Annotated in this window: 8 protein-coding genes and 2 pseudogenes; all 10 read right to left on the reverse strand. The window is 38.6% G+C overall.

All coding sequences use genetic code 11. The annotated features are described in order from the left end of the window. Positions 1–48: 48 nt before the first annotated feature. On the reverse strand, positions 49–1,578 hold the full coding sequence (locus BMX83_RS02190; protein WP_091632720.1) for a flavocytochrome c: 1,530 nt from the start codon (positions 1,576–1,578) through the stop codon (positions 49–51). Between the two features lie 658 nt (positions 1,579–2,236). Then, complete coding sequence (locus BMX83_RS02195) at positions 2,237–3,556, reverse strand: 6-phospho-beta-glucosidase (protein ID WP_091632723.1); 1,320 nt, start codon at positions 3,554–3,556, stop codon at positions 2,237–2,239. A 15-nt stretch (positions 3,557–3,571) separates the two neighbouring features. Next, the gene (locus BMX83_RS02200; RefSeq protein ID WP_091632774.1) at positions 3,572–4,954 is read right to left on the reverse strand and encodes a glycoside hydrolase family 1 protein; all 1,383 of its coding nucleotides are present in this window, start codon (positions 4,952–4,954) and stop codon (positions 3,572–3,574) included. A gap of 1 nt (position 4,955) precedes the next feature. Beyond that, positions 4,956–5,108 carry a hypothetical protein gene (locus tag BMX83_RS10860; protein ID WP_177170462.1) on the reverse strand — a complete coding sequence of 51 codons (153 nt, stop codon included), beginning with the start codon at positions 5,106–5,108 and terminating at the stop codon, positions 4,956–4,958. Further along, positions 5,109–5,434 (reverse strand): annotated as a pseudogene (locus BMX83_RS02205) (PTS sugar transporter subunit IIA). It lies immediately after the preceding gene. A 52-nt stretch (positions 5,435–5,486) separates the two neighbouring features. Beyond that, a pseudogene (locus BMX83_RS02210) lies at positions 5,487–6,356 on the reverse strand (IS3 family transposase); the annotation flags it as partial. Beyond that, the gene (locus BMX83_RS02215) at positions 6,317–6,880 is read right to left on the reverse strand and encodes a helix-turn-helix domain-containing protein (protein WP_091632730.1); all 564 of its coding nucleotides are present in this window, start codon (positions 6,878–6,880) and stop codon (positions 6,317–6,319) included. The gene BMX83_RS02215 and the pseudogene BMX83_RS02210, both read right to left, overlap by 40 nt. A gap of 154 nt (positions 6,881–7,034) precedes the next feature. Then, positions 7,035–12,953: an endo-alpha-N-acetylgalactosaminidase family protein gene (locus BMX83_RS02220; RefSeq protein WP_091632733.1), complete on the reverse strand. Its 5,919-nt coding sequence runs from the start codon at positions 12,951–12,953 to the stop codon at positions 7,035–7,037. A gap of 136 nt (positions 12,954–13,089) precedes the next feature. After that, entirely contained in the window at positions 13,090–13,734 is a 645-nt protein-coding gene (locus tag BMX83_RS02225) for a class A sortase (protein ID WP_091632736.1), read from the reverse strand. A gap of 257 nt (positions 13,735–13,991) precedes the next feature. After that, positions 13,992–14,888 carry an ROK family protein gene (locus tag BMX83_RS02230; protein WP_091632738.1) on the reverse strand — a complete coding sequence of 299 codons (897 nt, stop codon included), beginning with the start codon at positions 14,886–14,888 and terminating at the stop codon, positions 13,992–13,994. Positions 14,889–14,904: the final 16 nt, after the last annotated feature.

Below are 14,904 nucleotides of genomic sequence, written 5' to 3' on the forward strand. Positions count from 1 at the left end.
AGACAGGTTTAATATCCACCTGCTTCTGGCTCTATTTAGAGATTTAACTTAATTTTGTAAATAATTAGCTGCTTGTTTACCAGCTTGTCTACCAAATATAATGATATCTGCGACAGCATTTCCTCCAATACGATTAGATCCATGAATACCGCCTGTCATTTCTCCAGCAGCATATAGACCCTCAACTTTATTCCCATCTGTTTTTATTACTTCTGTGAATGTATTTATATGAACGCCCCCCATTGTATGGTGAACGCCAGGAGCAACCTCTACAGCGTGATAGGAACCATTGGATAAATCTTCATCCATGGCTGTGTCTCGTCCGAATGCACTATCACTTCCTTCAGAAACTGATTTATTCCATGTTTCGATTGTTTCATTTAATGCTTCGGCTGGTAATGACATTTCGTTCGCAAGTTCTTCAATTGAGTCTCCACTTACAACAAAACCTTCACTCTCATACTTATTGATTGCTTTGACTCTTTCCTTAACTCCGTCATCAAAAATCAAATAAGCTTTCTTTTCAGGTAAAGCAATAATATCTGCAGACACAACGTCTCGCGTGTTCATTTCATTCGTAAAACGCGTGCCTTCATTTGAAACTAAAATAGCTCCTTCACCTCGTACTGCCTCAGTGATTAAGTATCCAGAAGATTGTTCTACTGTTGGATGAATTTGAATATCGTCCATATCTACAACATCGCCACCTAATGAAGAAATCATTTCTATCCCTGTTCCAGTGCTTCCTTCATGATTTGTAGTAACAAATCCTTCTAATGCCGGATCATTTTCTACGACCATTTCTGAATTAGCTCCAAATCCACCCGTGGCAACAATAACAGCATCTGATTTAATCGTTCTTTCTTCCGTTTGATTGACAAGGACTTCTACTCCAGTTACTTTTCCGTCCTCTTCAAGAATAGTCTGTACTTCAGAGTTAACAAACAATGAAATATCTCGTTCATAAGCATTATCTAGTAATCCATTGACCAAGTATTCACCTACTGCTGATCCATCTGAAGGACGATGCGTTCGCTCGACACTCATTCCACCTGTCGTCGTTAGATTATCCAGAGTGATACCAATAGAGTCCAGCCAGTTGATAGCATCTGCTGAATTATCAATCATATAGCTTAATAGCTCCTCATCATTCGTTTCCTTCCCTCCTATCATTGTTTCCTCGAAGAAGGCTTCATTTGAATCTTCCACTCCAGCTGCTTCCTGGAATTTTGTCTCAGAGGCATTCATACCTGCTGAAGATTTTTTTGTGTTCCCACCTGCAACGGGCATCATTTCAAAAATAACTGGGTTAGCACCCGCATCTTTAGCTTCGATTGCAGCTGATAATCCAGCTCCACCAGAACCAACAATAATGACATCATATTGATCTTCAAGTTCTGAAATATCTGTATACTCTCGATAAGTAGCTGACGTTGTGGCGTCTTCCTCTTCATTTTTCGTATCTTCTTTTCCAGTATCCTCAACCTTATTATCTGAGGTTGCATCATCTGCGCCGACACATCCATTTAAGAATAAAGAGGCACCCAATAAACTAGCTAAAACCATTCTTTTTTTCATCTGTACATCTCCTTTTTGTGAATTATTTCACCAATGAGTATATCACAAAAAATTGATTAAACACAGGTTTTTTCTACATCATTAAATTAATTTAATTTCTTGTATAAACATTATATAATAGCATTTAACGTCCTACTACTCATCTCTTTTATTAAATGTATACTACTTTTATATAGTCATATTTTTCAAGATATAATTATTTTTTGTGCAAAAAACACAATCCGCTATTAAAGTGAGTAGCTACATTTTTTCTTTAAGCTTCTCTTGATAGTCGTAAATTTTCCCTGGGGCGAAAATGTCATCTTAAAAATCATTTCTTATTTATGGAAGTCGGCGCGAGCTTTGGTTTGCTGTCTTTTGCTGGACGAGTTTTGACTGTTTTAGTCTGAACTCGTGACGCTAAACGATTTGCGTGCTGAGTTTGGGGTGTTTCAATCAAAACTCGACCACGTTACAGATTTGCTTCATGAGTTCTCAGTCATATCTATAAAACTCGTGACGCTAATCGGTTTGCGTCACCAGTTTCGGTTATTTCAACCAAAACTCGTCATCGTAATCCATCGGCTTCACGGGTTTCTAAGAGTAGTCAAAAACTCCTGAAGATAGCTAAGTATCTTCAGGAGTTTTCTTTAATTCTCTATTCGCTTCTTTAAAAAGTCTAATCGAATTGAGGTAAATACGTTTTATGTGCTTGGTACAATTCTTCGAATACGTCATTTGCTACGGTATCTGAGTCAACTAATGGATTCAGAGTGAGGGCTGCAATGGCTATGTCTCTATCACCTTTGACAGCTGCCTCGCATACCATACGTTCAAATGTTTTTATCGTTTGTAGTGTACCGTTTAGTTTATACGGAATCTGTCCGTAATTTAAAGGTTTCGGTCCATCGCTTGTAATGATTGATGCTGTCTCTATTACCGATTCATACGGAAAGTCGCTCACTGTCCCTTTGTTCAATGTATTTACATACTGAATATCGTGTCTATTGTTCACAATGGAATCAACAAGCGAGCAGGCCGCGTCACTATAATAAGCACCCCCACGTTCTTCTAATGCTTTCGGTTTAACATCTAAATCCGGATCAGCATATTCTTGAAAGAGTTCTTTCTCAATGTTCTTAACTTCTTCTGCTCGAACATTATTTTCTTCATACTGTTCCCGTTCGGCTTTTAACTGTTCTTTAGTCATAAAGTAATAGTTTAAATATGGGTTCGGAATTGCTTCCAGTGACTTGATCAATGATTTAGACCACTGCAAGCTTTCAATATTATTCATTGTTGGTGTGTTTTGTAATTCACCGGATGCATACATGTCTAACAATGCTTTGATTGAAGATTTCCCTTCCAAAAGGATATCTGTTACAAAGAAATGATGATTGACCCCGACAATATCTAATTCGATAGTTTCTGGGTCAACATCGAAAATTTCGCCGAATTGATTCTTCATATTGACTGGAATATTACATAAGCCAACAACACGGTCAAAATCACTGTAGCGATTGACTGCTTCAGTAACCATACCTGCTGGATTTGTAAAGTTAATAAGCCATGCATCTTTTTTAGCATATTTTTTAACATCTTCCACTATGTCTAAAATCACAGGAATCGTACGCAAAGCTTTGAACATTCCGCCAGCTCCATTGGTTTCCTGTCCAATAATACCATGTGAAAGAGGTATTCGTTCATCCAATACCCTTGCATCCAATCCGCCCACTCGAATTTGAGTCATAATAAAGTCTGCATCCTCAAGTGCCTTTTGCCGGTCAAGGGTTTGAAAAATTTTGATGCCAACATTAGCTTTTTCAATCATTCGCTTTGATAGATTAAAAATAGTATTTAATTTTTCTTTTCCCGACTCAATATCGACTAAATGCAGTTCTGTAATTTCCAGCTCATCATAACGATTGATAAATCCTTCGACCAGTTCAGGTGTATAGGACGAACCGCCACCTATAACGACTACTTTTAGATCATTCACACAAACTCACCCTTTCTATAATTCAAACCCATTATTATCATGAAGGTCTTTGAACCAGTAACCGGATTTTTTAATCGTTCGTTCCTGCGTTTCTAGATCAAGTTCGATCAGGCCATATCTATTTTTGTAAGCATTTAGCCATGACCAGCAGTCGATCGGTGTCCAGACTTGATAACCGACACAATTGGATCCTTCTTCGATTCCTTTGTGAAGCCATTTCAAATGCCCTTTATAGAAGTCGATACGGTAATCATCTTCGATCATACCATCTTTCTTGAAGCGGTCTTCATCTTGAACACCCATACCGATCTCAGTAATCATCCGTTCAATATTTCCATAGTCATTTTTAATGTTCATGGCAATATCGTAAATTCCTTTTTCATATATTTCCCAGCCACGATACGGATTCATTTTCTTACCTGGCATATCATAGATATCAAAGTAGTACGTTGGTAAGAATGGTGCGTCTGGATTAGTAACACTGTCTCTTGCTTTAATTCTAACGGGCTGATAATAATTAACACCCAAAAAGTCTACCGTATTTTTCTTGATGATATCCAAATCTTCCTCGTCATAATCAGGCATTAAGTCATGTTTTTTGATTAATTCGACAAGTAATGGTGTAAATTCACCTTTTATAGCTGGATCCAAAAAGCTCTTGTTCTGGAAAGCTTCTGCTATTTCTGCCGCTCTCATATCTGCTTCGTTATTGCTTCGAGGATATGCCGGAGAAAGGTTTAGAACAATACCTATTTTCCCGTCTGTATCTAATTTTTTAAATTCTTTGACAGCACAAGCACTTGCTAAAGCTGTATGATAGCCAACTTTTACTGCAAGGGCAGCATCAACTTTCATTGGATATTGGTATTGAAGTAAATACCCCGTCTCCACTTGAACAATTGGCTCATTAAATGTAAACCATTTTTTGACAACATCGCCAAATAATTCAAAACATGCTTTGGCATACTCTGTATAGTAGTCTACTACTTTTCGATTTTCCCATCCACCAATATCTTGCAAGGCTGCAGGCATATCAAAGTGGAATAAGTTAACGAACGGCTCAATATCATGCTTTCTCAATGTTTCAAAATAATCTCTATAATATGCAACGGCTTTTTCATTTATCTCACCATGACCTTCTGGAAAAAGTCTCGCCCAGCTGATCGATGTTCTAAAAGAATTGTGTCCAGTTTGTTTAAGGAGCTGGATATCTTCTTTATAATGCTTATACATCGTCGTCGTTTTATAAGGACCTACTTCGTTGTAGAATTTTTCAGGTTCCATATCGAACCACTTGCCCCATATATCTTGGCCTTTTCCGTCACCTTCATACGTTCCTTCTGATTGTGTGGCTGAAGTTGCACTACCGAAGTAAAAATCTTTTGGAAATGTTAAAATGTCACTCATCCTTTCCTTTTTTCATGTAAACGTAAATGCCCAGAGATATAACGACCCCGCCCATTAGTATAGAAACAATTTGGTTCGTGAACATGGGACTGCTTGCTAGGATTAAAAAGCCGATTGATATGATAAAAAGCGCCCACTTATTCATTTACTCGCCTTCTTCGATTCGTTTATAAACGTCTATAAACTCCTCAGATAATATTTTGAAAGCTTCAGCACTCATCATCTGATCCTCAGCATGCACCAAGATTAAACTAAATTCTAATTTTTCATCACTGGCTTCTCTTTGAATCAGTTTTGCGTGCGATTTATGTCCTTGTAAAAGTGTTCATTTCCTTCATTGATTTTAGCTTCAGCAGCTTTGAAGTCTCCTTTTTTTGCAAGACCGATTGCATCAATAAAAGCTGACCTCGCTGTACCTACTGTTGAGATAATTTCAAAAAATATCAGTTCCATTTCTTCCATTTTTAACATCCTCTCTAAATAAAATAAGACGGTGCTGACCCCCAAAAGTTAGAGTTTAATATTATGCAGCCAACTGGCTGGTTTGAGTTCGGTATTCTACTGGACTTAAGCCTGCCAGTTTTTGTTTTGTGCGGACGGTATTATACCAATCGATATACTCTTCGATTTGTTTCTTGAGTTGATCATAGGTAACTAGAGGCTCTCCATGATACATTTCTTGTTTCATAATACCAAAGAAATTCTCCATTGCGGCATTATCAGAACAGGTAGCTTTTCGAGACATACTTTGAAAAATTTTGTTCTTTTTCAAATGCTGTCTCCATTTTTTATGCTGATAAAGCCATCCTTGATCTGAGTGGATCGTGGTGCGAACCGTACCGTTCTTTTTTACTATCTGAATGGCATCTTCTAAAGGACCTAATACTAGGTCTAATGTTGGACGTTTGCTAATACCATACGAGATGATTTCTCCATTATATAAATCATAAATTGGATTAAGATAAAGTTTCTGATCATTTAAACATTTAAATTCAGTTACATCTGTCACCAATTTTTGTAATGCAAAGGGAGTAGAAAACCGTCGGTTTAGTAAGTTTTTTGCGACTTCCCCAACCGTTCCTTTATAAGAATTGTACTTTCTAGTCTTACGAGTGAATTTAATGCACTTCAGGCCCAACTCTTTCATCAGACGATAAACCTTTTTATGATTGATTACCAGTCCATTTTTATTCAATTCATTAGTAATTCGTTTGTATCCATAGCGTTCTTTAAATTGATAAAAGAGCTCTGAAATCTTATCTTTTAGATCTTTATCTTGGTCTTCTGAGTTCAACCGCTTTAAATGGTAATGGTACGTAGCTTCTGGAATTCCTACAACTATAAAGACATCCTTTAATTTGTATCCTTCTTCTTTGAGCTCGAATGCCACAGCTGCTTGTGCTTTTCGAGGTAAGCATTCGGATTCTCCTCGTAAGCTTTTAACTTTTTTAAGTAAGCATTCTCCAAACGGAGAAGCTCATTTTCACGTTCAAGTGCTTGCTCTTTAGACATAGTTCCATTATCTTTTGGTTTCTTTTTCTTTGGTTGTTTAGACATAGAAGGTCGCCCCTTAGATTTAGATTTCAGGCCTTCTACACCTTCTTTATTAAATGCTCGATTCCAGTTCGCAATGATAGAGGGTTCTCTTATTCCGAAGGAATTAGCCGTTTCTTGATAAGAAGCACCTGTTCGTTTCATAAAGTGTAATACATCTAGTTTGAAATGAACAGAATAGACTTCTTTTGTTTTTTTTCGAATTAACCCTTCTTCCCCATAGTGAGTATATAGATTTACCCATTTTTCTATAGGTGAGGAACTTGGCATACCGTATTTTTTTGCCAATAATCTATATCCCAACGTCCCATTTTGATACTCCTTCACAACTTTCAATTTAAATCCAGCACTATATTTAGCCATACAAAAAGACCCCCAAAAGTTAGATTATTTACTCTAACTTTTGGGGGTTGGTACCTTCTCTTCATTACTTTTACTTCTTTTTATTAATGGCGTTCCAAACTATAAGCATATTTTGACTTTAGACAACATGGAAAATATATTTTTTATAGTTTTTTTACTCTCTCTCTCCTTTCTTTTTACGACTGATTCCAAACAGGGTTCCTACGCCAGCGAATAAGGCCAGCATCCCTCCCCAGACAGTTTTTGAACTTGCTTCACCTGTCTGCGGTAATTTATCTTGTTCAGTCTCATTACCATCATTATCTTTTGGTGAATCATCTTTATCTGATGGTTCTTGAGAATCGCCGGGAACTACTGTATCTTTATCATCCTCTGGATCTGTTGGTTCCTGTTCCTCTGGATCCGTTGGTTCTTCTGGGTCTGTTGGTTCCTCTGGATCTGTTGGTTCCTCTGAATCTGTTGGTTCCTCTGGATCTGTTGGTTTTTCTGGATCTGTTGGTTCCTCTGAATCTGTTGGTTCCTCTGGATCTGTTGGTTTTTCTGGATCTGTTGGTTCCTCTGGATCTGTTGGTTCCTCTGGATCTGTTGGTTCTTCTGGATCTGTTGGTTCCTCGTTTACCGGCTCCAGCATATCACTAGCTTGTGCTAATATTTCGTCTGCACGTTCACCTGTCAGTAAATCATATTTTTCAAGTTCTGGAATGAGTTCTGTCATTTTTGCCAAGAAGGCATTTTTTGCTTCCAGATCTTCAATATCAGCTACAGATGCTAATGCTTCTTTAATATCTTCATAATTAATTGACGGTGCTGGGTCTTCAACATTTGCTAAGGAGAAAATCAGTTCAGCCGCTGAAGCAAAAGTATCAGCTGTATTACCATAAGTTGCTGTTGGTGTCAGCGTTATTTTTTTCGCATTGATAACTTCACCAAAGTCTATTTCTTTCGGCAAATTATCATTCGTCCAGTCTGAGAATTCAAATGAATGAACTTTTCCATCTGCATCTTCGATTTCAAGTGTGCCTGATTTGAAAATACCGTTAGACTGTGACTGGCGTGGCAAGTAAGTAAAGCCTGCGATTTCACTTGGACCATTTAATGTAATGGTCGCTGGTTCGCCTACATGACCGCCAGACCTAGGTGTATGCCATATAGATGATTCACTTCTATCAAATGCTTTTTCCAAGCCTTCACCGGGTTGTGCGGGTGCCTCCAGTGATTCGATGTGCTCTGAACCAATAGCTACACTTATCATTTCAAGACTGTTCCTTGCATCATTCACGCTTTCAATGAGCGCCCTTGCCTCATCGATCGTTAAATCTTCTGGTTGTACTGCAAATACAGAAAGTAATGCTTCTTTGTACGCGTTGATCGAAGATTCAGTGTAACGATCAGTATTGGTTAATGGTGCGACTGTATCCTTATAGTCATTTATCAGTAATTCTGAGTTTATTTCAACAGGCTGAATCAGCAAATTGTCCAACATAAAGTCATTGTATGATCTGAATGTTGCCTCTTTACCTGAATCTCCTTGTGTGTCTGCTGCATTCGTTGTTGAGAAAATCCCGATCCAAGTTTTTCCTGATTGGTCACCTTCGACCAAGAATGAAGCTTTGCCTGGTGTCTCACTATCGATCCATGTTGCTGGCATCATATACTTTGTCAATGTGTCTGGCGAACCATATTCACCACTGCCGATCACAAAGGCGTAAGTATCATCTGATCCGGCTTCATAATCAAAGCTGACACGATAGTTTTGACCTGGGTTAAAGCGATAGGTTTGTGGAATCGTCTGATAAACTAAACGATTTCTGCCAGTCAAGCCGTTCGTTTTAACAGAATAATTCCCGTCAATAACGTCTGAAACAACTTTTCCATTCCAGTCTCTTTGCGTATAAGGATCATTTTTCTCTGCTAAATGACTACGATTATCCTGTACGCCTTCAATACCTCCGATAACAAATGGGAACAGCCCTTGAGGTACATCTTCAAAGTCCTGATATAAGGCGCCACTATTTAAGTCATGTGCACCATCATACATTTCAGAACCATTCTCAAATACTCTGATGTCATCAAAATAGGTTGATTGTTCCCCTGCCTCGCGAGAGAGTGACAACGTAACATCATCTACTTCATCCCCCGTAGTAAAGAAGACATACATATTCTGGAAATAACTCTTATCATCGACTGTTGCGTTCTTAGGGAGTGTATTGTGTGCATTCGCTTTAATATAGTTCAAAGCAATTGACTGATTTGTATAATTCGAAATCGTTTTATAACCAGTATCAACTGAGATACTTGCTTTAGTTTCACTACGATTATCTACACCAACATAAACGGCATATTGAGTGTTTGCCTTTAAGTTCTCTAAACGCTGAGTCAATGTCACAGTATCTGTGTTGTCTTTGATTTGCAACATTGGATTGTCACCTTGAGATCGTTCAATATCGGCACTTGCTTTTTCTCCATCGATATCCCAGTGATCAAGTGTGCCACTGTTAAATCCTGTATCATAAACATGCATACCTTCACTCCATGATACTTCCGGATTTGTTTGTTTTGTCTGATATAAAACGTATGGTGTGTTAGCTTCAGCAGTCAAAGTGATTCGACCATCGACGACTTCTAACTTTTCTTCTTCCATCTTTCCTAAATCAGTTAGTTTGTATAGATAGACATCCCCCAACTTCCAGCCTTCAGGAAGTTCCCAGCTTGTTGTTCCTGCATTTTCATTGTAATGATAAAGTTTGTCTTCTTCCAGATCATTGCCATCAGCATCCCAGTTCCATGGCAAGAGATAGGCATCATTATCATAAACGACACGGTCGTCAAGCATCATCAGTCTTTCGTTGTAACCTGCTGAGGACACATCATTCGATTTGCGTTCAATGACCAAATTACTGCCTGTGCTGTTCTTTAATTTTATGCGCATTTCCGGTGTCCAGGAGTAAGTTTCACCATTATCTGTCATTTGAACAGCTTCGCCATCTTCCCAGTTAGTCACTTCAAAGTGCTGAATAAATTTAGTAGGAATGTTTGATTTGAACAAGGTCTGAATATATTCCTGGTAATCACTTCTTCCTTGCCATCCTTCAAAGTCTTTCATGTCATAGCCGCCAAGTAGTGGTGTCACTGCAGCGCCACCATATGATGGATAATGACCGCCCCATGAATCTTTTTGGTGATTACGTATGAATCGGGTCATATCACTATTGATTCCTTTAAGTGTATAGCCCCCATATGTTAAATCAGCCGCCCAGTGCTGGAAGGTTGAGTCATATTCTCCTGCATATCCCCATTCAAACGTTGGTCGCCAACCTAAATCTTTCAGTTCATTAGATAATATATGTGTTGCCCAGGCGTTATTATCCCCAGACTGACCATTACCCCACACATCAACATAAACGAAATCTAAACCTTCTCCTAATTCTTCATACAAATCTTCAAAACGTTCATAGCGTCCATGTGCCAAATCGTAGGCTGCATCGATATTTATACCCTGGTCTAACCAATTCCACCCATATGAGTAGTTGCCGTTAGCATCTTTTCTTAAACGATCAGGCTGGAAATACTGTGATTCCGGATAAGTTTCCGAAGCATTAACGTGAATACCTAAACGTGTGCCGTATTTACTGGCGATCTCGATCAATTTCTTGAAGTCTTCAGTTCCACCTATGCGTTCACCAATGTCTGCATAGTCTAAGTGTCCGGAATCATGTCCTTCATTTCCGTATCCTTTTAGTAATAAAGATTGTCCTAGTCCATCTGTATGCAAGGCTATCTTTTTCAAATTGTCCGCAGTCATCAAGAAAGGATTCTGTGCTTGTGAGCCAAAGTTCATAACGACTCGGTAGCCCACTAATTCAGGTACATCTTCATGTCCTTCAGGGTTATTCATAATATCCCGGTAAGCAATCGCGCCATCTTGCCAGTCTACAATACCATCATCATTCGCGTCGTTTGTAAAGACTACTTTTGCGCTTGGATTGATAAAGGTTCGTGCATCATACACTTTATTGACATCAGAACCTTGATAGGCACGTTGATATATGAAAGGTGAACTGGCTAAGCCGATATAATTATTGTCTCCTATTGTTTCCTTGGAAGCAGTCAACCTGGTATAGTCATTAGATCCTCCGCCGTAACTGAATTGAGAGTTACTCCATACACCAGCAGAAATTTTATCACTTGATACAAATCCATACATATAACCTTCGCTGCCTAAATCAGACATCGGATTTTCTACATCAACATGAACATCACCGTTGCGATGAGTGTTGGTCGACATGCGAGCTCCATCAAACTTGGCATCTTCATATTCACTTGATACCGCAACAAGATAGTTCCCAGGGAATTCGATTGTCTGAATCAATTTTCTTACATCATCGATTTCCTCTCCAGGCGTGATATCATTGTGATTAAGAATGTCGATGACATCAAAGTGTAATTCATTTTCAAATATCTTCAGCTGTACTTTTATATCTGCATTGACAAAGTTGTCAGCATCTCTTAATGCCATTGTATATACAGCAGTCGTTTCATCTACCTTTTCATATTCGACAGTTGGTTTAACATCAAGACCATTCACCTTTACCGTATCAATTGAATTTTCTTGACCTGGTAATGTATCCCCGTTGAATTGGTATTCTTTAATACGTGGGAAAAGTGTATCTATTTGTGCCTGAAGCTGATCTGACTGAATGGTATCGTATACGGCATTTTGATCTTCGATCGGATCGCCTTTTTCGATTGGCTGATCATCCACTTCCGGCAGATTTTCCTGGTTATCTGTTTCAACTAAAACAGATGTTCGTTCTGTATTGAAAGAACCTGCTTTCAATGTCACTTTATTATACTGGCTTAGAGCTTCCATGACGTTTGTTGGTATATTCACAGTTGAAAATAGATCAACGTCATTATTTTTAGCGTTCAGTTGACCATCTGACTTCAGACTGACTTCCAGATGATTTTTTGAATCAACTTGTGGAGCAGGTACGCGTGTCCCTCTATACCAGGTGCTCTCGGCTGATGATTTATACTCCCAGAACCAGCCACCTTTATCGTAACCAACTAAAATATGCTCATCAGGACTACCGTAGTTCAGGAAAACACCGAAACGGCCTTCGTCAGGTGTTGACTTTTCGACAAAGTCTATGTTTATTGTAGCGTTCCCATTTTCATCAACATTCAAACCGTCTTTCTCAAATGTAGCAGGATTGGTATTGTTTGCATGCTCCTCTTCAGATTTCAATTCGTTGTAACGGACACCATCTTCAATAACCTCTTCAACAACAACTTCTGGATCTGATGTAGATGTCCAGTCAATGACTTCTTCGGTATTTTCAGCGGCTACGGCTAAAACTGCTGTATCTGCCGATGCAGTTCCAGCAGTTTCTTCTTCAGGGAACAGCGCGAATGTCGAACGAGGTGATGCAGACGCTTCCATTTCTTCTATTGTTTCCAATGACTCTTCAGCTGTTGTATCACTGAGATCTGTCTCTTCTCTTTCTACCCCATCTACTAGTGTTGAATCTTCAACTACTTCATTATCATCTGCCGTTTCTTCAACAGGTACTTCAGCCATATCTTCGTCTTGACTATCAACCAATTCTTCAACTTCAGATGCTTCAGTAGTTAGTTTTTCCTCTTCTAAAGCAGTTTCATCTTCTTTTACCGTTTCGACTTCAACCGACTCTGGACTTTCTTCTTTTACAGAATCTTCAACTGCGTCTTCTTTTTCATCCAATACTTCTTTTTCTGTTTCAGCTGAATCTTTATTTACAGACGCTTCTTCTACTGCTGAATCTTCACTATGTAAAGATCCTGCTTCGTCAATATCGAGTTCTATAGCATCTTTAGGCAATTCAGTATTTTCTTGTTCCATTTCAGAAACGACTGTTTCGGACTGGCTGTCATCGATATCATTTGCTGATGCCACTTGCCCTTGCCCAGGAAAGACGATAAACCCAGCACCGATAACAGAAATCAAACCCATTTGTGTTTTTCTAAGAACATAACGATATGATTTGATACCATAGTACTTTTGCTTTTCTACCTCATTATTTTTACCTACCATTTTATCCTCCTATGAATCAATCAGATTTTATTGTTATTTTTAAATTGGCAGTAAATCTACGCTATTTCTCACCTCCTTTGCGCGAAATCACTTTTTGTGTAACGCTGTCATTTTGTTTAAAAAATAATTTATACCATTATATGTTTTTGGATTCGACTAATTCGCCTTTAACAATGTACCTTGTTTCACCTTCATTATTACAAGTGATAAGCGTAATAACCGATTTATCCAGCGAGTCTTCCAACACACTTAAATCTGTTGCCTCAACTGTTTTGCTTTCTGTCATCTGATAAACATAAACACGATCTCCATCATTGAGATACATCAGATGTCCTTTTTTCATACGATAGATTGGTCTGAAAAGCAATTTCGGATTAGTCATATAATGACCGGCAAGTGCATAGTTACCTTGCCCCATTTTCTGATCTTCTGATAGTGTCACTGCTCCAACTGCTAAGCCAGCATTGGAAACCCCTTTTATGATAGGCAGAGACAAGTCAACACTTGGAATACTCAATGAGCCTATGACAGGTAGATCCTTATGTTCTCTCATAGCCTTAATTACAGCTTCTCCATCCAAGTCCTCTATAATATCAAAATCAAATGAGACTTCCTTTTCATTATTATTTTCAACCACCTCAGCTGTAACGACTTCTTCAGAGTACTTTTGGCTTATATACGCTATACTCTGATCTTGTAAAGGCTTTTTTAATAATAGAAATATCCCTGTAATAATCATTAATATGCTAAAGAATTTTAACTTTTTTTGATGTTTTCTCATAGGTTTACCCCACAATAAGTGTATAAATTAGTTAATCTACGGATGTCTATTTATATTCCAAGGATTTTTATAATCCCAAGGCGAGTAGTGTCATTATTTTATCAAAACTAAACATTGAGGATGTTTTATCATCATAAAGTAATACAATAAATAAGCGTTGCAATCTAGAACCCATTGAAGTGAACTCTAGATCGTCACACACTTACTTATAAACTTATTTCATTCATAACCTTCAAATAACTACTCAACGACAAACTTTATTCGAACAAACGTGAGACTGAGCCAATAAGCGCGGCATCAGGACTAGTCGATACAGTGATTCGTTTAATAGCATCATGCTGAGCTTCAAGCAGATAATTGGCTAACTTTTTTTTCACTAATTCAACCAGGGCAGGGTGATGTACGGCAACACTCCCGCCAACGACAATTTTATTTGGATCAAGCAGTGAGATGACTGACGTAAAGCCGATAGCCAGTGAGCGCGCTACTTCATTAAGTATGTTCTCTGCTGTCTCATCTCCGTCATAAAACTTGTCAAACACATCTTTTGTAGTTATTGTCTGATCATTGAAAAACTGTTTGCCATATTCTTCGATTGCAACACCAGATGTACACTTTTCCAGGATTCTCAGTTCATTGTTTTCTAATCCAGCCTGAACCGGGATCAGACCCAGTTCACCAGAGAAGCCATTACCCTTGATCAGCTCATTGTTCAAAATGCTGGCAGAAGCAACCCCTGTACTTAGAGTGATATACGTGAAGAGCTGACCTGTTTCAACTTTACTCAAGAAATATTCTCCGTAGGCTGCCACCGCCACATCGTTTTCGATAAGGATAGCCAACTTTGGATATACTTCCAGCAGTCTTTCTTTAAGTGGGAAGTTTGTCCAGGGTAAGTTGTTCTGAAAAACGGCCACACCGTTTTCCCTGTCCACTTTTCCCGGCAGTCCAACACCTATGCCGATGATGTTTTCTTTTACTGCATCTGATTGAGCGAAGATTGCATCAATTGCCGCGACGACTTGTTTAAACATGCTCTCTTTATCACCAGTCTTGCTGGGCAACTTTTCGTAAGCTGATACCTCTCCAAGCTCATTGATCAATCCTGCTGCTATTTTGGTCCCGCCTATATCTAAGGCAATTGCGTAGTTCATTTATGCCACTCCTTAT

It is taken from the genome of Alkalibacterium gilvum, from assembly GCF_900109085.1.
Classification (GTDB): Bacteria; Bacillota; Bacilli; order Lactobacillales; family Carnobacteriaceae_A; genus Alkalibacterium; species Alkalibacterium gilvum.